General features: G+C 72.5%; 16 protein-coding genes. 7 read left to right on the top strand and 9 right to left on the bottom strand.

Annotated features, from left to right (window positions below; translation table 11 throughout):
* Positions 1-191: 191 nt before the first annotated feature.
* Positions 192-440 carry a WhiB family transcriptional regulator gene (locus IEV65_RS04450; RefSeq protein ID WP_188428358.1) on the top strand — a complete coding sequence of 83 codons (249 nt, stop codon included), beginning with the start codon at positions 192-194 and terminating at the stop codon, positions 438-440.
* A gap of 30 nt (positions 441-470) precedes the next feature.
* Here IEV65_RS04450 and IEV65_RS04445 read toward each other — a convergent pair whose 3' ends face one another.
* Positions 471-1,976, bottom strand: coding sequence for a sensor histidine kinase (locus IEV65_RS04445; protein ID WP_188428357.1), 1,506 nt, complete (start codon positions 1,974-1,976; stop codon positions 471-473).
* Between the two features lie 32 nt (positions 1,977-2,008).
* Entirely contained in the window at positions 2,009-6,793 is a 4,785-nt protein-coding gene (locus IEV65_RS04440) for an NAD-glutamate dehydrogenase (protein ID WP_188428356.1), read from the bottom strand.
* A 141-nt stretch (positions 6,794-6,934) separates the two neighbouring features.
* Between IEV65_RS04440 and IEV65_RS04435 the strand changes: the two genes are divergently transcribed.
* Together IEV65_RS04435 and IEV65_RS04430 are read left to right on the top strand one after the other, a co-directional pair.
* Complete coding sequence (locus IEV65_RS04435) at positions 6,935-7,393, top strand: hypothetical protein (RefSeq protein ID WP_188428355.1); 459 nt, start codon at positions 6,935-6,937, stop codon at positions 7,391-7,393.
* A gap of 61 nt (positions 7,394-7,454) precedes the next feature.
* Complete coding sequence (locus IEV65_RS04430) at positions 7,455-7,955, top strand: DUF2505 domain-containing protein (protein WP_188428354.1); 501 nt, start codon at positions 7,455-7,457, stop codon at positions 7,953-7,955.
* 82 nt (positions 7,956-8,037) lie between these two features.
* On the opposite strand, the gene pruA is transcribed toward IEV65_RS04430, so the two are convergent.
* The 4 genes from pruA to IEV65_RS04410 form a co-directional block, all read right to left on the bottom strand.
* A complete protein-coding gene (gene pruA / locus IEV65_RS04425; RefSeq protein WP_188428353.1) occupies positions 8,038-9,666 on the bottom strand; it encodes an L-glutamate gamma-semialdehyde dehydrogenase in 1,629 nt (542 codons plus the stop codon).
* 57 nt (positions 9,667-9,723) lie between these two features.
* Complete coding sequence (locus IEV65_RS04420; RefSeq protein WP_188428352.1) at positions 9,724-10,161, bottom strand: DUF6912 family protein; 438 nt, start codon at positions 10,159-10,161, stop codon at positions 9,724-9,726.
* Positions 10,162-10,235: 74 nt separating this feature from the next.
* The gene (locus IEV65_RS04415; protein ID WP_229734884.1) at positions 10,236-11,678 is read right to left on the bottom strand and encodes a CpaE/TadZ family protein; all 1,443 of its coding nucleotides are present in this window, start codon (positions 11,676-11,678) and stop codon (positions 10,236-10,238) included.
* Positions 11,675-12,388 carry a CpaB family protein gene (locus IEV65_RS04410; RefSeq protein ID WP_188428351.1) on the bottom strand — a complete coding sequence of 238 codons (714 nt, stop codon included), beginning with the start codon at positions 12,386-12,388 and terminating at the stop codon, positions 11,675-11,677. Before IEV65_RS04410 ends, IEV65_RS04415 begins: the two co-directional genes overlap by 4 nt.
* A gap of 147 nt (positions 12,389-12,535) precedes the next feature.
* On the opposite strand from IEV65_RS04410, the gene IEV65_RS04405 reads away from it, so the two are divergent.
* Entirely contained in the window at positions 12,536-12,757 is a 222-nt protein-coding gene (locus tag IEV65_RS04405) for a helix-turn-helix domain-containing protein (protein WP_188428350.1), read from the top strand.
* Between the two features lie 29 nt (positions 12,758-12,786).
* Here IEV65_RS04405 and IEV65_RS04400 read toward each other — a convergent pair whose 3' ends face one another.
* Positions 12,787-13,350 carry a hypothetical protein gene (locus IEV65_RS04400; RefSeq protein WP_188428349.1) on the bottom strand — a complete coding sequence of 188 codons (564 nt, stop codon included), beginning with the start codon at positions 13,348-13,350 and terminating at the stop codon, positions 12,787-12,789.
* A gap of 128 nt (positions 13,351-13,478) precedes the next feature.
* On the opposite strand from IEV65_RS04400, the gene IEV65_RS15570 reads away from it, so the two are divergent.
* Positions 13,479-14,333, top strand: coding sequence for a LysM peptidoglycan-binding domain-containing protein (locus IEV65_RS15570; protein ID WP_229734883.1), 855 nt, complete (start codon positions 13,479-13,481; stop codon positions 14,331-14,333).
* Positions 14,330-14,851: an Rv3235 family protein gene (locus IEV65_RS04390; protein WP_188428348.1), complete on the top strand. Its 522-nt coding sequence runs from the start codon at positions 14,330-14,332 to the stop codon at positions 14,849-14,851. Before IEV65_RS15570 ends, IEV65_RS04390 begins: the two co-directional genes overlap by 4 nt.
* A gap of 48 nt (positions 14,852-14,899) precedes the next feature.
* On the opposite strand, the gene secA is transcribed toward IEV65_RS04390, so the two are convergent.
* Positions 14,900-17,590 carry a preprotein translocase subunit SecA gene (gene secA / locus IEV65_RS04385; protein ID WP_188428347.1) on the bottom strand — a complete coding sequence of 897 codons (2,691 nt, stop codon included), beginning with the start codon at positions 17,588-17,590 and terminating at the stop codon, positions 14,900-14,902.
* 18 nt (positions 17,591-17,608) lie between these two features.
* On the opposite strand from secA, the gene IEV65_RS04380 reads away from it, so the two are divergent.
* Positions 17,609-18,769 (top strand): GNAT family N-acetyltransferase, encoded by a 1,161-nt coding sequence (locus tag IEV65_RS04380; protein WP_188428346.1) that lies wholly within the window; start codon positions 17,609-17,611, stop codon positions 18,767-18,769.
* A gap of 3 nt (positions 18,770-18,772) precedes the next feature.
* On the opposite strand, the gene IEV65_RS04375 is transcribed toward IEV65_RS04380, so the two are convergent.
* Positions 18,773-19,990 carry a winged helix-turn-helix domain-containing protein gene (locus IEV65_RS04375; protein ID WP_188428345.1) on the bottom strand — a complete coding sequence of 406 codons (1,218 nt, stop codon included), beginning with the start codon at positions 19,988-19,990 and terminating at the stop codon, positions 18,773-18,775.
* Between the last annotated feature and the right edge of the window lie 40 nt (positions 19,991-20,030).

The raw sequence follows: 20,030 nt of genomic DNA, 5'->3' as shown, positions 1-20,030 counted from the left end.
TTGGCACCACACGAGCTGACGTAGCCGGCGCCCCTCTTCCGCCGATCCCTGATCGCGAGAGTTGACCTGAGGCCTACACCAGCACGGACACCGGCGACCTAAGACGTCGTCGCCCTTCCGGAGGCGCCCCGGCCCCCGGCACGACGACACACGAGCTGCCCGACGGGCAGGGACACGGAGGAGTACGACTGATGGACTGGCGCGACCGCGCAGCCTGCCTGGAAGAGGACCCCGAGCTCTTCTTCCCGATCGGAAACACCGGACCAGCCCTCCAGCAGATCGAAGAGGCCAAGGCCGTCTGCCGCACCTGCCCCGTCATCGACACCTGCCTGAAGTGGGCACTCGAGACCGGGCAGGACGCCGGCGTGTGGGGCGGCCTCTCCGAGGACGAGCGTCGCGCTCTCAAGCGACGCAAGGCCCGCGCCCGCCGCGCCGGCTGACCAGCCTCCCCCACCGCATACCCGACGGGCTCAGCCCGGGCACCGCAGCCGCACGGTGAACCGCACGACGGTCCCGTGCGGCTCTGCTGTCTCCCAGGTGATGTGACCGCGTAGGTCGGAGATCAACGCCTCGACGATCTGGACCCCGAGCCCGGAGCGGTCCGGGCTCGTGGTCCCCTCCGGCAGGCCAGCACCGTTGTCGCGCACCACCACCTCCAGCTCCTGGGGAGAGCCTTCGGAGCGGCGCTCGGCCTCGATCCGCACGAGGGGCTGGACGCTCTCCGCGTCCGCCTGCGGAGGCCCCTCCTCGAACCCGTGCTCGACGGCGTTCTGCACCAGCTCAGCAAGGATCATCGCCACGTGGGTCGCGTCCTCGGCGGCCAGCTGCCCGAAGCTGCCCGCGAGCTCGGTGGCCACGACCGTCCGCGTCGCCGCGACCTCGACCGTGGCACGGAGGATCCGCAACGCGATCCCGTCAAAGTCCACCTGCTCGGTCAGGGCGTGGCTGAGGGTGTCGTGGACCAGCGCCACCGTGGCCAGCCGGCGTCCGGCCTCGGCGAGCGCGGCCCGCGCGGTCGGGTCGTCGAGCCGGCGCGACTGCAGACGGAGGAGGGCGGCCACCGTCTGCAGGTTGTTCTTGACCCGGTGGTGGATCTCCCGGATCGTCGCGTCCTTGCTCAGCAGCTCGCGCTCGCGTCGGCGGATCTCGCTCACGTCCCGCAGCAGGAGCAGGGCGCCGACCCGGGCGCCCCCACGCAGCAGCGGGACGGCCCGCAGCGTCAGGTTGATGCCGCCGGTCTCCAGCTCGGTCCCCCAGGGCGCACGACCCGTCAGGACCAGGGGCACGGTCTCGTCGACGGTGGTGCCCTCGACCAGGCGCGCCGTGACGATCTCCGAGAGGTCCGCGCCGTTGACCTGGCCGGTGTGCCCCAGCCGGCGCAGCGCCGAGACGGCGTTGGGACTGGCGTAGTCGATGACCCCGTCGGCGGTGAGCCGGATGACGCCGTCTCCGACGCGGGGCGTCCCTCGGCCCACGCCGGTGGCGGCGCCCTCGACCGGGAAGGCGCCCTCGCTGATCATCGAGAACAGCTGCTGGCTGATCTGGAGGTAGTTGACCTCCAGACCGCCCTGCTGCCGCATGTTCTGCAGGTCCGTGTGCCGGATGAGCACCGCGATGGTGCGGCCCCTGCGCACGACCGGGACGTACTGCTCCCGGACGTAGCCCGTGCCGTCCGGCGTCACGCTGTGCCCGGTCTGCTGGACCTGGGTGAGCCAGGTCAGCCGACCCGGGTCGGGCTGCCGTCCGATGACGTCGTCGTGGTAGAAGTTCGGCCCCGTGGACGGGCGCGCGTGAGCTGCGAGGAACCACGACATCTCCGGCCCGTCGGTCTCCTCCACCGGCACCGGCAGCCACAGCGTCAGGTCGGCGAAGGAGAGGTCGGCCACCATCTGCCAGTCGCCGACCAGACGGTGGAGCCAGTCGACGTCAGCAGGCGACAGGGTGCTCCGGGACAGGGTCTCGCGCAAGGACGGCACGTCCGAACTCTAGACCGGGACCTTGTCGCGGCTCAGGCGCTGGCCGCGCCCTGCCTGACCAGGCCGCGCAGCGTGCGCAGGGCGACCGAGATGGGGGCCAGCCCGGCCTGCTCCATCTCGCCCACCGTGCGCAGCACCTGGCTGGTGCGGTCGAGGGCAGCGCGGTTCTCCACCATCCAGTCGCGGACCCGCTCGACCGAGTCCGAGCCCGGCGTGGTGCGTTCGGCGACCGTGCGGGTCAGGCCCCGCATGACGCCGTAGATGTCGTCACGCAGGGCGCCGCGGGCCAGCGAGGACCAGCGGTCGTCGCGGGGCAGCCCGGACACGTGGGTGAGCAGGACGTCCAGCTGGAAGCCCTCGGAGACCGCGAAGTAGACCTCGGCGACCTCCTCGACGTCACGGTCCATGTCCGCCGCGAGCTCGACGACGTCCAGCAGCGAGAAGCTGTCGAGGAGCGAGGCGTAGCCCTCGGCCAGGTCGCGCGGCACGCCGCGATCCTGCGCCCACTGGGCCCGCGCCTGCCAGCGCGCCCGCTCGGCTCCCTGCAGCAGACGGCCCAGCTCCGGCACGAGCGTCTGCACGCTGCCCGCGAAGCGCCGGATCTCCTCGTCCATCCCGCCGCTCAGCGACCGGTTGTTGAGGAACCAGCGCACGCTCCGGTCGATCAACCGCCGGAACTCGAGGTAGAGCGCCGTCTGGGTGTCGGTCTCGACGACGTTGTCCAGCTCCTCCACGCTCGCCATGTAGCCGGGCAGGTCGAAGACGGCCCGGACCACGTGGAAGGCGCGGGCGATCTGCGTCAGGGTCGCGCCCGTCTCGTCGGCCGCCCGGAAGGCGAAGGTCACGCCTCCGCGGTTGACCATAGCGTTGGCGATCTCGTTGACCACGATCTGCGTGCGCAGCGGGTGCTCGAGGATCTGCGCGTGCGCCTGCTCGCGCAGCGCCTCGGGGAAGTAGCCCAGGAGCGTCTCGGTCATGGCCGGGTCGTCGGCGAGGCCGCTGTCGTTGAGGGCCTCCTTGAGCCCGAGCTTGGCGTAGGCCACGAGCACGGAGAACTCGGGGCTGGTCAGGCCCAGGCCCTCCTTCTCCCGGCGGTCCCACTCCTTGCGCGCCGGCAGGAACTCCAGGGCCGGGTCCAGCCCGGCGTGCTCGGTGAGCCACGGGACGAGCCGCCGGTGGACCGGGGCCATCACCTCGCGCTGGCTGCGGGCGTTGCCGATGAGCACGTTCTGGTCGTAGTTGTGGCGGAGCACCTTGCCGGCCACCTCGTCGGTCATCGACCGGAGCAGCTCGTCACGGGCGTCCAGGGACATCTGCCCGTCGCGCACCAGCGGCTGCAGCGCGATCTTGATGTTGACCTCGTGGTCCGAGCTGTCGACACCGGCCGAGTTGTCGATGGCGTCGGTGTTGACGTGGACGCCCGCGAGGGCGGCCTCGACGCGGCCGAGCTGGCTCAGGCCGAGGTTGCCACCCTCGCCGACGACCCGCACGCGCAGGTCCCGGCCGTCCACCCGGATCGGGTCGTTGGCGCGGTCCCCGATCTCCGCGTCGGTCTGCGTGGAGGCCTTCACGTAGGTGCCGATGCCGCCGTTCCACAGCAGGTCGGCCGGCGCGAGCAGGATCGCGCGGAGCATCTCGGCCGGGGTCAGCGACGTCACGCCCTCCTCCAGGCCCAGGGCCTGGCGCACCTGCGGGCTCACGGGCACGGACTTGGCGCTGCGCGGGTAGATGCCACCGCCCTCGCTGATCAGGCTGGTGTCGTAGTCGGCCCAGCTGGAGCCGGGCAGCTCGAACATCCGCTGCCGCTCACGGAAGCTGACCGCCGCGTCGGGGTCGGGGTCCAGGAAGATGTGCCGGTGGTCGAACGCGGCCAGCAGCCGGATGTGCTCCGAGAGGAGCATGCCGTTGCCGAAGACGTCGCCGCTCATGTCACCGATGCCCACGACCGTGAAGTCCTCGGTCTGGGTGTCCAGGCCCAGCTCGCGGAAGTGGCGCTTGACCGACTCCCACGCGCCGCGGGCGGTGATGCCCATCTCCTTGTGGTCGTACCCGGCAGAACCGCCCGAGGCGAAGGCGTCGTCCAGCCAGAAGCCGTAGCTGCGGGCGATGCCGTTGGCCAGGTCCGAGAAGGTGGCGGTGCCCTTGTCCGCCGCGACCACCAGGTAGGGGTCGTCACCGTCGTGGCGCACGACCTGCGCCGGGGGCACGACCCCGTCGGTGGTCCGGTTGTCCGTGATGTCCAGCAGCCCCGAGATGAAGACGGTGTAGGCCGCCTTGCCCTCCGCCAGCCACGCAGCCCGGTCCGTGGCCGGAGGCAGCTGCTTGGCGAAGAAGGCGCCCTTGGAGCCGGTGGGGACGATGACGGCGTTCTTGACCATCTGGGCCTTGACCAGGCCGAGCACCTCGGTGCGGAAGTCCTCCCGCCGGTCGCTCCACCGCAGTCCTCCTCGGGCGACGGCGCCGAAGCGCAGGTGCGCACCCTCGACGCTGGGGGCGTAGACCCAGATCTCGAAGGCGGGCCTGGGCTCGGGGAGCATCGGGAGCTCACGCGGCAGCAGCTTCAGAGAGACGTGCGACTTGGGCTGGCCGTCGGCGTCGCGCTGGAAGTAGTTGGTGCGCAGGCCCGCGCGCACCACCGCGACGAGAGTGCGCAGGATGCGGTCCTGGTCCAGGCTCGCGACCTCGTCCAGGGCCGTGGTGACCTGGGCCGCCACCTCCTCCTCGCGGGCGCCGCGCTCCTCGCCCGTGAGGGTGGAGTCCGGGTCGAAGCGGACGGTGAAGAGCTCGACGAGCAGGCCGGCGATCGCGGGGTTGGCCACCAGCGCCTCCTCGATGTACTCGAGGCTGAAGGTGCCGATCTGGCGGACGTAGCGCACGAGCGTGCGGAGGATGACCACCTGACGCCAGTCGAGCCCTGCGGTGAGCACCAGGGCGTTGAGCGAGTCGGACTCGGCAGCGCCGCTCCAGATGGCCGTGAAGGCGTCCTCGAAGGCGGTCGCGACCTCTGCCTCCGGCCGGGCCTCGCCGCCGGTCCAGAAGGCCTCCGACGGTGCGCGCAGCCCGAAGTCGTAGATGTAGCTCCGGCCGCTGCCTGCCCCGTCGAGCTCGTAGGGCCGCTGGACCGTGACCTCCAGCCCGAGGTGCGAGAACACCGGCAGGACGTCGGACAGCGACATCTCCTCCGAGCGGTAGGCCTTCAGACGCCGCTCCTCGGGGTCGTCGCCCTCGGCGCGGTAGAGGCGGGGGCGTGCAGCCCCGTGCTCCAGGTCCGCGAGCCTGGTCATGTCGAAATACGCCGTCTCCCCGTCGAAGTCCTCCTTGTAGGCCTCCGGGAAGGCGGGCCCGAAGCGCGCCACCAGGTCGCCCACCTCCGACTCGTCGTCGAGGTGCTCGGAGAGGGCGCTGGTCAGGCTCTCGGTCCACGTCGTGGTCGCCGCGGCCAGGCGTGCGTGCAGCGCCTCGAGGTCGACCTGCGGTGCAGGACGGTCCTTGGGGAGGCGGATCGTGTAGTGCAGCTGCGCGAGCGGGGTGTCGCCCACCCGGGTGGCGTAGTCGGCCATCTCGCCGCCGAAGGTCTCCTCCAGGAGGCGCTGGATGCGCAGCCGGTTGGTGGTGTTGTAGCGGTCGCGCGGCAGGTAGACGACACAGCTGACGAAGCGGCCGAACTCGTCCCGACGGACGTAGACCCGCGAGGCAGGTCGCTCCTGCAGACGGAGGACGTCGAAGACGGTCTCCTCCAGCTGCTCCACCGGGGCCTGGAACAGCTCGTCCCGGGGGAAGGCCTCCAGGACGCTGAGCAGGTCCTTGCCGGAGTGGCTGTCGGGGGCGAAACCGCTGTCCGCCAGGATGCGGTTCACCTTGGCCCCGACGACCGGGAGCCGGGTCGTGGACTCGGCGTAGGCGCCCTGGGTGAACAGGCCCAGGAAGCGCTGCTCCCCGATCACCCGGCCCTCGGCGTCGAAACGTCGGATGCCGACGTAGTCGAGCGGCACCGGACGATGCACCGTGGCGCGCGTGTTGGCCTTGGTGACGGTGAGCAGCCGAGGCTCGCGCGCGGTCTCCACGGCCTCCGGACGCAGCGGGCTGATCGAGGCCTCCTCGCCCGGTGCCTCGCGCAGGATCCCCAGCCCGCTGCCCGGCACTGCGCGCAGGTATGCCGTGCCCGGCTCCTCCCCGTCGACGAGGTCGTAGGAGCGGTAGCCCAGATAGGTGAAGTGGTGGTCGTCCAGCCAGGTGACGAAGTCGACGACCGGCTGCACGCTCTCCGGGTCCACGGTCGACGGCGGCGACTGCTCGAGCTCGGCGATGATGGCCTGCGCCCGCTGACGCATCGCCCCCCAGTCCTCGTAAGCCTTCCGCACGTCCTCGAGCACGCGCTGCAGACCGGCCTGCAGGGCTTCCCGGTCCTCGGGTCGACGCACCCGGTCGACCTCGACGAGGATCCACGACTCGGCCCGCTGGCCAGCGGTGAGCTCCCGCGGGTCGAGGTCCTGGACCTCGCCGCTCGCGTCGACGACGAGCTGGGGGTGGAGCAGCTGATGCACGGTGAGGCCGTGCTGAGCCACCTCTCCGAGCACGGAGTCCACGAGGAAGGGCATGTCGTCCGTCACGACCTGGACGACGGTGTGCCGGCTGGACCAGCCCTGCGTGTCGGCCGAGGGGTTCAGCACCCGGACCGCTGCCCGTCCGGGGACGCGCGTCGCGGCCAGCTCGGCCACCGAGCCGGCGATGGCCGCGAGCTGGGCGGGGTCGCGTCGGGCCGTCTCGTCCGTCGCGTGGTGGAAAAAGCGGTCGATCAGCGTGTCGGGGGTCCCCATCGCTATCAAGCACTCCTGTGTGTCGTGGCCGGTCGCGCACCCCTTCGTGCGCCGACCTCACAGTACCCGCGGCGCACGGGTGCTCCTCACCGGCTGGGGACAACTGCCGTCTCGGCTGCCAGACACCTCTAGAGTTGATCCATGCCCCAGCTCCGCGAGCCGACGACGCCGACCAGCGCCGCCGTCGCCGCACTGGTGGACGACCTCCAGGGCACGGCCGCCGATCTTGGGTGGAGCCAGGCCAACGGTCTGGTCGACGCCCTCATCGACAGCCTGGCCCACCTCCTGGTGGATGCCGCGGCTCAGCGCCCTCAGCCTGGGCCGCACCCCCAGGTCGTCGGGGCGATCGGTGGGCCGGACGGCCCTCTGGACCATGCGTCCTGCCGGACCGCGTCGTCGGCGCTGCGCCGGACGGGCGCGGCACTGCTCCGAGGATCGACGAGCTGGGCACCGGGGGCGGGTGAGGTCGCTCTGGACCTCGCCGACCTGCTGGAGGAGTGCGTCGAGCAGGAGCGGCTGCGCAGGCTACGGCCGGGCGCCAAGAGCGTGGTCGTGCGGCGCCTGCTCTCCTTCCAGCGACGTCTCCACGGACTGACCTGACGACCTGGCGGGCCCGGCCCGTCTCGGTCCCCGTGGCCGCCCTGGGCGTAGGTTGACCCACATGAGGATCACCGAGACCGTCGTGCACCCCGCCGACCTCCAGCGCACCTTCGACATGCTTCGCGATCCCAGATACCAGCAGCTGCGCTGCGAGCGCTCGGGCGCGACGGACGAGACGGTCACCGTCGAGGAGGAGGGTGACGCGACCGTGGTCACCGTGCGTCGCCACCTGCCCACGACCGGGCTGCCTGACGTCGCACGGGCGTTCGTCGGTCCGCAGCTGCTGGTCGTCGAGACTGTGCGGTGGGGCCCGGCCGACGCCGACGGTGAGCGCGAGGGGGCGATGTCCATCGACATGCCCGGCACGCCCGTGCACTTCCTCGGCGGCGTGCACCTGCGCTCGGCGGCCGAGCCGGGTGCGACCGAGCACGTGGTCGACGGCGACCTCGAGGCCAACATCCCGCTGCTCGGCAGGAAGATCGAGGAGGCGGTGGCTCCTCAGATCCGCGAGGTCGTCCAGCTGGAGGCGCAGGTCGCTCGGGAGTGGCTCTCGACCCGCTGACCCGCGACCGCGACACGCAGCGAGGCGGGGGCATCCGCACGGATGCCCCCGCCTCGGCCGCGGCAGCGCCGCGGGTGCTCGCTCAGCCCATGTGGGGGTAGCGGTAGTCCGTCGGGGGGACGAACGTCTCCTTGATGACCCGCGTGTTGACCCAACGCTGCAGGTTCGCCGCCGAGCCGGCCTTGTCGTTGGTGCCGGAGGAGCGGGCACCGCCGAAGGGCTGCTGCCCGACGACGGCGCCGGTCGGCTTGTCGTTGACGTAGAAGTTGCCAGCGGCGAAGCGCAGCTTGGCCGTGGCCTCCACGACGGCGTGGCGGTCCTGGGCGATGACCGCACCGGTCAGGGCGTAGGGGGCGACCGACTCCATCTGGTCGAGCATCGAGGACCAGTCGCCGTCCTGGTAGACGTGGACGGTCAGGATCGGGCCGAAGTACTCGGTCGTCACCATCTCGTGGGACGGGTCCTCCACGACCGCGACCGTGGGACGGACGAAGTAGCCGACCGAGTCGTCGTACGTCCCGCCCGCCACGATCTCGACCTTGGGGTCGTCGTGGGCCGCGTCGATGACCTTCTTGTGCTTGGCGAACGCGCGCTCGTCGATGACGGCGCCCATGAAGTTGGACAGGTCGCGCACGTCACCGACGGTGAGCGACTCGGTCTCCCCGACGAGCGGCTCGCGCAGCTGCTTCCACAGCGACGCCGGGATGTACGCGCGCGAGGCCGCGGAGCACTTCTGGCCCTGGTACTCGAACGCGCCACGGACCAGGGCGGTGCGCAGGACGTCCAGGTCCGCGCTCGGGTGGGCGACGACGAAGTCCTTGCCGCCGGTCTCCCCCACGACCCGCGGGTAGGAGCGGTAGCGGGAGAGGTTGGCGCCGATCTCTCGCCAGAGCATGTTGAACACCGCGGTCGAGCCGGTGAAGTGGATGCCGGCGAGGTCGCGGTGGTCGAGCACCGCCTCGCTGATGGCCGGGCCCGTCCCGGTCACCATGTTGAGCACCCCGGCCGGCATCCCGGCCGCGTGGAGCAGCTCCATGGTCAGGCTCGCGGCGCGCTGCTGGGTCGGTGCGGGCTTCCACAGCACCGTGTTGCCCATGAGCGCGGGGGCGGTGGGCAGGTTGCCCCCGATCGCGGTGAAGTTGAACGGGGTGACCGCGTAGACGAACCCCTCCAGCGGACGCTGGTCGATGCGGTTCCAGGTGCCCGGGGCGTTGCGGATGGGCTGCTCGGCCAGCAGCTGTCGGGCGTAGTGCACGTTGAAGCGCCAGAAGTCCGCGAGCTCGCAGGCGGAGTCGATCTCCGCCTGCTGGGCCGTCTTGCTCTGGCCCAGCATCGTCGCGGCGTTCATGCGCGCGCGCCAGGGCCCCGAGAGCAGGTCCGCCGCCTTCAGCAGGACCGCCGCCCGCTCCTCGAACGGCAGGGCGCGCCAGCTCTCCCCCGCCGCCAGGGCGGCGGCGATGGCCGCCTCGGCGTCCTGCCGGGTCCCGTCCCGCAGGGTGCCCAGCACCTCGCCGTGGGCGTGCGGCTGCACGACCTGGATCTCCGCGCCCGCCCCGGTGACCTCCTCCCCGCCGATGATGTGCGGCAGGTCCACCGCGGTGGCTGCCATCTCGGCGAGGGCCGACTCGAGCTCGGCCCGCTCAGGGCTGCCGGGGGCGTAGCCGTGCACCGGCTCGTTGAGCGGCGTGGGCACGTCGACGATGGCGTCCATGGTTCTCCGTCCGTGACTGTGGGGTTCGACCATCCAGAGTATGCCGCCGACCGCCGATCACCCGATTCGGCTGGTCAGCTCCACGACGTGGGCCAGCTCGGTGGTGTCGTACCAGGAGAGCTCCACCTCCTCACCGGGCGAGGGGCGGTCGGTCCGGTCCCCGGTGACGACGTCGTCGCCCAGAAGCAGAGCGGCCACGCGCGGGAGGTCCACGTCACCGACGGTCACGGCGGGTGATGCTCCGTCGTCGGCGCTCACGTGGTCCTCGGTGAGATCCACGGCGGCCACCACGACCGGCAGACCGGCCTCGAGCTGATCCTGCGCCGCGGCCTGCAGCGCCGCGTGCTCCCACTCCTCGACCTCGCCGGCCGGGTCCGCCGCGCGCACCGAGGCCGTCACCGTGGTCGCCGACAGCGGCCCGGCGACACGCCGCTCCTCAAGGAGCGTCCGGAGGCGGTCAGGGGTCATCGGCACGTAGCAGCGGACGGTGGTCATCAACAGGCCTCCTGTGCAAGGACGGGCACCTGGCGCGCCCGAGCCCATCGTCCCAGATGTCGCCCGCGGCACGCTCAGGTCCGGGCGGCGCGTCGGTGGCGTCGCGGCCAGTGCCGACGGCCGTGACCCGACCCCTGAGCCGGACGACCGGAGAGCTGGTTCGCGAGGTCGACCAGGGCGGTCCGCGCCGTGCTCCGCGGTCGGACCTCCGCCAGGGCCCGCCCCTGGAGCATCGCCGCATCCATCGCGTCGACGTCGTCAGGGACCAGCACGGCTGGCTCGACCCCGGCGAAGCGACGGAGGGCCTCGGTGATGCGCCGCCCGGGCTCAGGGCCGACGGCCCCGGACCGGACCCTGTTGACGACGATGAGCGTCGGGTCCACCGCCTGCTCGCGGAGGAGGTCGAGGCCACGGACGAGGCGCTGCAGCCCCACCGGGTCGGCGGAGCCGACGACGACCAGGTGGTCCGCAGCCTCCAGCGCCGTGAGGGTGGCCCCGTTGCGACGAGGGGCGAGCGTGTCGAAGGAGAGCTCCTCGTCCTGCTCGAGGTAGGCGGCGACGTCGACCACCGTCCACCGGGCCAGCGACCGGCAGGCCTGGAGGACATCCGCGAGCGCCACGTCCCGCAGCTCGGGCCAGCGGTCCGCGCGTGGGAGACCGGTGAGCACCCGCAGGCCGGGCCTCAGCTCCGGGGCAAGGCGTGCCAGGCTCACGCGGTCCAGGGTGCCCTGGTCCGCGGCGCGCACAGCCGCTGCCACCCCGGGGACCTCGTCCAGCACCGCGAGATGCTGCGCGACGCTCGCCCCGTAGGTGTCCGCGTCGACGAGCACGACCGGACCGAGCGGGTCGGCGAGCTCCACGGCCAGGTTGACCGCGACCGTGGTGCGGCCGGGGCTGCCGGTCGGGCCCCAGACCACCACGACCTCCCCTTCCCGGCCGCCGCCCTGATCGTCCAGCGAGGCGTCCGGGCCGAGCCCCTGACCCCGGGCGCCTCCGCCCGCCTCGTCCAGCAGCTGCTCCAGCTCCTCGTCGAGGCCGTCGGGGTCGAGGCCGGCGGGCCGGTCCTTGGCCGGTGCGCCGGGGACACCCGGCCCGCGTCCTGACCGCCCCTCCTCCTGGACGGCGCCGACCCCGGCAGACGCCGACCGCTCGCGGGCGTCCGCCCCACGGAGCAGCTCCTCCAGAGCATCGTCCAGCTGCGGCGACGAGGTGTCCGCCGGCACCACCACGGGGCAGCCCCAGCGGGTCAGCGTGCGCGCCGCAGCGTCGTCGTCAGGCGGGTGGACACCGACCACCATCACCCCGCGCAGGGTGAGCGCGTCGAGCACCGACCGATCCACGCCGCGCAGGTCCGAGGAGACGAAGGCGACGCGTCCCAGACCCGCCGCCGCCACGCCGAGCAGCTCTGCGACGTCCGCGCAGCGGCGGACCACGTGCACGTGGTCCGACGGGGCCAGCGCCGCGACGAGGTCCACCTCCCAGCGCGGGGCCACCGCGGTCAGCGCAGGGAGCCTCACCTGCGGCCCTCCGTCGGCACGGCTCGGGGTGCGGGCACCAGCGTGACCCTGGCCTCCTGGTCGACCGCGGCGATGAGGTCCCCCACCCGGTCGGCCGGGACGACCACCTGCACGGCCGTGCGGCCCAGCCCGGCGCCGAGACCGCCGTTCTCGGCCGGGACCTGGTCGAGGACGGCTCCCTCCAGCAGGAGCTCGGGGTCCTCGTAGCTCTCGCCCACCCCCTCGTCGTCGCGGCGACTCACCCAGACGTCGACGACGGAGCCCTGGACGAGCGACCGCGCCGCGACAGCGTCCACGGGCACGCTGACCGTCTTGTCGAGGGCCTGACGGGCGGTGCCGAGCGCAGCGGCCGGCACCAGCTCACCCGCGGCGACGGGGCGCACCAGATGGGTGCCCGGCTGGACGGGTGAGGTGCCGTCGACATAGCTGACCGCGGTGTCGCCGAGGCGGACGTCGACCGGCACCAGATCCCCCTCACGGACGGGCTGTCCCGGGAGGAGGTCTCGGGCCGCTGCATAGACCGGGGTGGTGTCGTCGAGGGAGGCGACGAGGCGGGTCCCGCCGGCGACCGAGAGCAGCACCAGCAGTGCGCCGACGACGAGCCGCAGGTCGCGCCAGCTCGGCGCCTCGAGCCGCCGAGCCCGACGCGTCCCTTCCGCGGTCGTGGCGCGAGCGGGCACCGCTCGCGTCGTCAGCGTCGACGTCCCCATGTGTGTTCTCCCCTTGCCGCGTGATCTGTCCCGCCCGCGCACACGCTACCGCGCCGCCGGCCGGCACCCCATCTTGTCCACAGGCAGGTCAAGAGTGGGCCAGGATTGCGTAAAATCTTGGTAATCCCCCTGTGAAAGGAGCCGTCGGTGGCCACTCCCCGTTTCCTCACGCTCACCGACGTGGCGGAGGTCCTGAACGTCTCCCTGTCCCAGGTCAAGGCGCTCGTGCGCTCCGGTGACCTGCTCGGCGTCAAGCTGGGGGGCCGCGGCGTGTGGCGCGTGGAGGACAGCGAGCTGGAGGCCTACATCCAGCGCATGTACGCGCAGACGCGCGAGAGCATCCGACAGGGCGCGACCGACCTCGACTGAGGGGAGGGCCTCTGACCGTCCGCGGCGGCTCAGAGGCGGCGCACCGCAGCCAGTGCGGCGTAGGGAAGGCTGACCACACCGCGCACCGCCACGGCGCGGCGTGCCTCGTCGTCGGCGTGCCGGCTCAGGTCCAGGTGGTCGGCGAGCACGCGGTCGATGGTTCCCGTGAGGTGGTCCCCGGCCCGGTCGTGCGCCCTCACCGGGGCACGGTCCCGGCTGATCGCCCGAAGGGCGTGGGTCAGCCCGAACCTGCGGCTCGCGACCGACCGCCGCGTGTCCGCGGCCTCCGCCGCCCCCTCCACGCCGAGCACCGCGGCGGACGGGACGAGCAGCTCACGGGCCCGCCCCACGACACCTCCCTCGCCCTCGCACAGGAGCCAGCCGTCCCCCACGTCGACGACCCGCACGTCGAGCCAGCCAAGACCCCACACCTTCAGGCGCGCCGCACTCCCGAGCCCGGCGGTGAGCCGGTCGGTCAGGGTCACCTGCCCCCGCTCCGCCCGGGTGTGCTCGACGATCTCGGCCTCGAGCTCCTGCCTGGCCTGACGGGCGAGCTGAGCCTCCAGGTCGTCGAAGAGCCGGTGCCACCGCATGCGGCCCATCGTGCCAGCCCCAGGATCCCCGTCACCCAGCTGTCCACAGGGCCTTGCCGTCGCGCGGCAATCACTCGTAGAGTGACGCAAACGCACGCAAACGAACACATATGATCCGTGGAGGGGCGATGACGGAGGACGACATGGACGCGCGCCGGTCCCGCAGCGGGGCGCGCGCCGCCCTGGTGCTGGGCGGCGTGGGCTCGCTGGGCGCTGGAGCCCTCGCCGTGGTGCTGACGAGGTGGGCGATCGGACAGTGGCCGGGCTGGCAGGTGGCCCAGGTCGCCGACGGCCTGGGCTTCCTCACCACGGGGGCCGCTGCGATCTCCAGCGGCTGGGTCGCGGTGCTGCTGACCAGGGCCGTGCTGTGCCTGCTGACCGACCAGGCTCTGCTCGGAGGTGACTCGGTCGTCGCCGCACCGACCACGGGGAGGACCACCCGACGAGGTCCGTCGCCGGTGGTGCGCCAGGTCGCGACCGGCCTGCTCACGGTCGGCGCCCTCCTGGCGGCGCCCGTCGTCGCGGGTGCCACGGAGACCGTCGTCGCGATCGAGGTCGAGGCGACGGAAACCACGGCGACCGAGGTCGACGCGATGGACATCACGGCGACCGAGGTCACAGCGACTGCCGCCGGGACCACGGCCGAAGCGACCTCCGACGCCGCTGAGGGCATCGGGAGCACCCTGCCCCGGCCAGGTTGGACGCCCACACCCGTGCCGACGGCACCGAGGCCGTCCTCCGACGTGGGTCTGGTCAGCGCGACCACGCACGGAGAGGAGCCCCTCGACCATGTCGTGGTGCACCGCGGAGACACCCTCTGGGACATCACCGCGCGTCACCTCGGGCAGCAGGCCACCGACCAGGACGTCGCCGAGCAGTGGCCGCTCTGGTATGCCGCCAACCGCGACGTCATCGGCGACGACCCGCACCTGCTCCGGCCGGGTCAGCAGCTCGTGGCGCCGGCTCCGGAGGCGCACCGGTGAGCGCCGCCGCCGCTCCGGAGGTGCTCCGGCTCCTGCCCGCGCCCCGCTGCGAACCGGAGAGCGCTGGGCCTGACTGGGGCGAGACCACGGCGCGGACGCCCGCGCAGCGCTACGTCCAGGGCAGCCTGGCGGTCGACTTCAGGGGGGCCGGGGACGACAGCTTCTTCGGCCCGCAGGCCACGCCGACGGTCCAGCTCCCGGAGCCTGGCGCGTGGGCGCGCGGCATGATCCAGGTCGTGCTCGAGGCCTCCGACGGGACCCGACCCGCCGACCAGCTCGGCCGCTGGGTCACACCTGAGATCAAGGAGCGGATCCGACGCCGGGGTCAGCTGGCCAGACGCAGGGGCAGGCGCGCGCACCGACCGCCCGTGGTGAAGACCATCCTCACCTGTCTGCCTGCCGAAGGGGTCTGCGAGGTGTCCGCCGTCGTCTGGGCGGACGGCCGCGTCCGGGCCCTGGCGTTGCGCATGTGCGGCACCGACGGTCGGTGGCTCATCACGGCCTGGGAGCTCGGCTAGCGCCTCGGGGCCGCCCACGGCCGGGCGGCCCCGAGGCTCTGGCACGTCTCAGGTGTTGCGGCGCGCGCGCCGGCGCTCGGCCCGGTTGCCCTCGGTGGCCGCCGGCGCCGCCGTCTCCTCGGCGGGCAGGCTGCCGTCGGCACGCACCGGGCGGCGTTCGGCGCCGCCGTCCTCGCTGGGGGCGACGAAGGTCAGCTGGGCCGCCGGCGGTTCCACCGGCTCGGCCTGCTCGGCCGGCTTGACCTCGGCGTTGAAGAGGAAGCGCACGGACTCCTCCTTGATCGCCTCCATCATCGCCTGGAAGAGCTGGTAGCCCTCGCGCTGATACTCCACGAGCGGCTCGCGCTGAGCCATCGCCCGCAGACCGATGCCCTCCTTGAGATAGTCCATCTCGTAGAGGTGCTCGCGCCACTTGCGGTCCAGCACCTGCAGCACCACCCGGCGCTCCACGTCACGCATCACCTCGTGGCCCACGGAGTCCTCGCGTGCGTCGTACGCGTGCTGCGCGTCGGAGGTGAGCAGCTCGACCAGGTGCTCGGTGGTCAGCGCGCCGCGCCCGCCGGCGGAGGCGACGGCCTCGTCCACCGTGAGCCCGACGGGGTAGAGCTGGCCCATCTCGCTCCAGAGGGACTCGAGGTCGAGCCCGTCGGTCAGGCCCTGACCTGCGAACGCCGTGACGACGTCGGACACCACGTCGTTGATGAAGCCCCGCACCTGCTCCTGCAGGTCGACACCCTCCAGCACCTGGCGCCGCTCGGCGTAGATGACCTCGCGCTGCCGGTTGAGGACGTCGTCGTACTTGAGGACGTTCTTACGGGTCTCGAAGTGCTGGGCCTCCACCTGCGACTGGGCGCTGGCGATCGACCGCGTGACCATCTTGGCCTCGATCGGGACGTCGTCGGACAGCCCCGTCATGGACATCACCCGGTCGACCATCGCGGCGTTGAACATCCGCATCAGGTCGTCCTGCAGCGAGAGGTAGAAGCGGGACTCGCCGGGGTCGCCCTGGCGCCCGGAGCGGCCGCGCAGCTGGTTGTCGATGCGTCGGGACTCGTGGCGCTCCGTCCCCAGGACGTAGAGCCCGCCCAGCGCGGTGACCTCCTCGTGCTCCACGGCCACCGACTCCTCGGCCCGACGCAGCGTGCCGTCCCAGGCGGCCTCGTACTCCTCCGGGGTCTCGTGCGGGTCCAGTCCCTGCGCCTTCAGCGCCGCCACGGCACGGAACTCCGGGTTGCCGCCCAGCATGATGTCGGTGCCGCGGCCGGCCATGTTGGTGGCCACGGTGACGGCGCCCTTGCGTCCGGCCTCGGCGACGATCGCGGCCTCGCGCTCGTGGTGCTTGGCGTTGAGGACCTCGTGCTTGACGCCCCGTCGGCGCAGCTGCTCGGAGAGGTACTCCGACTTCGCGACCGAGGTCGTGCCCACGAGGACGGGCTGCCCGGCACGGTGCCGCTCGGCGATGTCGTCCACGACGGCGCTGAACTTCGCCTCCTCGGTCCGGTAGACCTTGTCGGCGCGGTCCTGACGGACCATCGGGCGGTTGGTGGGGATCGGGATGACGCCGACCTTGTAGATCTGGTGGAGCTCGGCGGCCTCGGTCTGGGCCGTGCCGGTCATGCCGGAGAGCTTGTCGTACATGCGGAAGTAGTTCTGCAGCGTCACGGTCGCCAGGGTCTGGTTCTCGTTCTTGATCTCCACCCCCTCCTTGGCCTCGATGGCCTGGTGCATGCCCTCGTTGTAGCGGCGGCCCGGCAGGATGCGACCGGTGTGCTCGTCGACGATCATGACCTGGCCGTCCATGACGACGTAGTCCTTGTCCCGGTCGAACAGCTCCTTGGCCTTGATGGCGTTGTTGAGGTAGCCGATGAGCGGGGTGTTGGCCGACTCGTAGAGGTTGTCGATGCCGAGGTAGTCCTCGATCTTCTCGATCCCGGACTCCAGCACGCCGACGGTCTTCTTCTTCTCGTCGACCTCGTAGTCGCCCTGGCCGTCCTCGCCGCGGTTGAGCCGGCGGACCAGCTTGCTGAACTCGGTGTACCACTTGGTGGCCTGGTCGGCGGGGCCGGAGATGATCAGCGGCGTGCGGGCCTCGTCGATGAGGATCGAGTCGACCTCGTCCACGATCGCGAAGTTGTGGCCCCGCTGCACGAGATCGCTCAGCGACCACGCCATGTTGTCGCGCAGGTAGTCGAAGCCGAACTCGTTGTTGGTGCCGTAGGTGATGTCCATGGCGTACTGCTCGCGCCGCTGCGCCGGAGTCATCGAGGACAGGATGCAGCCGGTCTCCAGGCCGAGCGCACGGTGCACGCGGCCCATCAGCTCGGACTGGTACTGCGCGAGGTAGTCGTTGGTGGTGATGACGTGCACGCCCTTGCCCGTCAGGGCGTTGAGGTAGGACGGCAGGGTCGCCACGAGCGTCTTTCCCTCACCGGTGCGCATCTCCGCGACGTTGCCCTGGTGCAGAGCCGCGCCGCCCATCAGCTGCACGTCGAAGTGACGCTTGCCGATGGTGCGCTTGCTTGCCTCGCGCACCGCGGCGAAGGCCTCGGGCAGGAGCCGGTCCAACGTCTCGCCGTCGGCGAGCCGCGCCCTGAACGTGTCGGTCTCCGCGCGCAGCTCCGCGTCGGTCAGGCCCTCGAAGTCCTGCTCCAGGGCGTTGACCTGCTTGGCGATCGTCTCAAGCCGGCGCAGCGCGGTCTTCTCGCCGGCGCGCAGGATCTTCTCGAAGAGTTTGGGCACGCGTCTAGGCTAACCGCCATGTCCGCGCACGCCGCACCGACGGCCGCTCCCCGGCTCGTGTCGGGTGATCTCAGGCTGGTCGCCCCGGCACCGGCGCACGAGCAGATGCTCGTGGAGCTGGGGCGGGACGAGGAGTGCCTGCGCTGGGGGGACGCCTCCCCCACCGGCGCGCCCACGCAGGCGCGGAGCTGGACGGCCGTGGCGGCCGAGCGATGGTCCGAGCGTCTGCCCTACTCCCCCCGGCAGTGGGTCGTCGAGGTGCTGCGTGAGGGGGTATGGCGCGCGGCCGGGACGGTCGAGTACCGCCCCGACGGGCACGGCGCGGCCGAGGTCGGGTATGCCGTCCACCCCGCCTTCCGGGACAACCGCGTCGCCGTGCGCGCCCTCGACCTGGCCCTGGAGCACGCCTTCACCCAGGACGACGTCGACACCGCCCGCTGGCGGGCGGAGGTGGGCAACTGGGCCTCGCGCCGCGTCGCCTGGCGGCTCGGGTTCAGCGCGCCCCTGACCGTGCGCGGCCTGCTGCCCGGCCACGGCCAGGAGCGGCGACCCAGGGACGGCTGGGTGGCCAGCCTGCGCCACGACGAGGCGCGGACCCCGGCATACCCCTGGCTCGTGGTGCCGACCCTCGAGGCCGGCGGCGTGGTGCTGCGGCCCTGGCGCCACACGGACGCGGGCCGGATCGTCGAAGCCTGCCAGGACCCGGTGTCCCAGAGATACCTGCCCGCGCTTCCGCGGCCCTACGGCATCGGCGAGGCGATGGCCTACGTCGACCGCGTCCGGGACAGCGCCGCGCGCGGCACCGAGCTGGCCTGGTGCGTCACCGAGACCGGCGCCGACGTCTGCGTCGGGTCGGTGGCGCTCTTCGGGCTGGGCACGCAGCCGGGCCAGGCGGAGGTCGGCTACCTGGCGCACCCGCAGGTCCGGGGACGGGGGCTGCTGACCGTCGCGGTGCAGAGCGCCTGCCGCTACGCCCTGACGTCGCTGACCGCGGGCGGGCTCGGTCTGGACCGACTCCTGCTCCGCGCCGCGGAGAGCAACGCACCGAGCCGCAAGGTGGCCCTTGCCGTCGGGATGACCCAGACGGGCCGTGACCGCCGCGCGGAGCGGCTGGGCGACGGCACCGTGGAGGACATGGTGCGCTTCGACCTGCTCGCCGGGGAGATCACCCCGCTCTGACCGTCAGCGTGGCGGGGCGAGGTCGACGCGACCGAGCCCGAGCCAGCCGGCCATCGACTCCAGCTCGGTCTGCAGGGCCGGGGCGCCGCGGGCCACGTCTGCGCCGGGCTCCCAGTGCACCGACAGCGCCCTGAGCACGCCCGCTGCCCGGTCGGACTTGAGATCCACCCGCGCCACGAGCCGCTCGTCGAGGAGGAAGGGCAGGACGTAGTAGCCGTGCACGCGCTGCGGGGCCGGCACGTAGATCTCGAGCCGGTAGCGCATCCCCCACAGCGCCTCGGTCCGCTCCCGCTGCCAGACGAGCGAGTCGAACGGGCTGAGCAGTGCGGCACCGGGCACGTGCCGGGGGCTGCGGGCCCCGGGGTCGCGCCACAGGGGGCGGTCCCACCCGGCCACCCGCACCCTCTCGGCCAGCCCGCGGCGTTCGAGCTCGGCCAGCCCCGCCGCGACCCGCGGTCCCCGGACGCGGAAGTAGTCGGCCAGGCACCGCTGGGTGCCCAGACCGTGGGCGACGAGCGCCAGTCGGAGGAGCTCGGTGACGGCCGCCTGCGGGTCTGCGCCTCTGGCCGCGTTCCGTGCGGCGACCACCTCCGGCGGAAGGACCGCCTCGGGCACGGCATACCTGCGCTCGAAGGAGGTCGTCCGCCCGGCCGAGGTGATCTCCCCCGCCCAGAAGAGGTACTCGAGGCAGCTCTTGACCGCCGACCAGTTCCACCCCCAGTTCTCCCGCCCGCGCTCCGCTCCGTGGGGCAGGTGCGCCTCCACCTCGCGGTTGGTCAGCGGTCCGTGCTCCGCCACGACCCTGCGCACGGCATCAAGCAGCTCGGCGTGCTCGACGGTGACGCCACGGCTCCAGGCGCGCTCGCGCGCCGCGTCCATCCGGAAGGTGAGCAGCGGCCACACGGACGGCGGCACCAGGGAGGCCTCGTGCGCCCAGTACTCGACCAGGCGGCGACCGGTGCGCGCCCGCGGCCCGGCCCCGTCGCGGGCCCGGTCGAGCAGGTCGGTGCCGTAGGGACCCAGCCGGGAGAAGAACGGGAGGTACTGGCTGCGCGTGAGCACGTTGACGCTGTCGACCTGGACGACCTGCACCCGGTCGACCACCCGGGCGACGTGCCGCATCGTGGCCCCACCCGGCGCGGGCCGACGGTCAGCGAAACCCTGCGCCGCGAGGGCGGTCCGCCGGGCCTGGTCGAGGGTGAGGGTCCGCAGGACGGTCATGCCGCGACATCCTGGCAGAGCTCACCGACAGGGGCGCCCG

The sequence above is a fragment of the Ornithinimicrobium tianjinense genome (assembly GCF_014636495.1).
Lineage (GTDB): Bacteria > Actinomycetota > Actinomycetes > Actinomycetales > Dermatophilaceae > Ornithinicoccus > Ornithinicoccus tianjinensis.
Note: the sequence above shows the minus strand (reverse complement) of the source record. Positions and strands in the feature narration are given on the sequence as shown.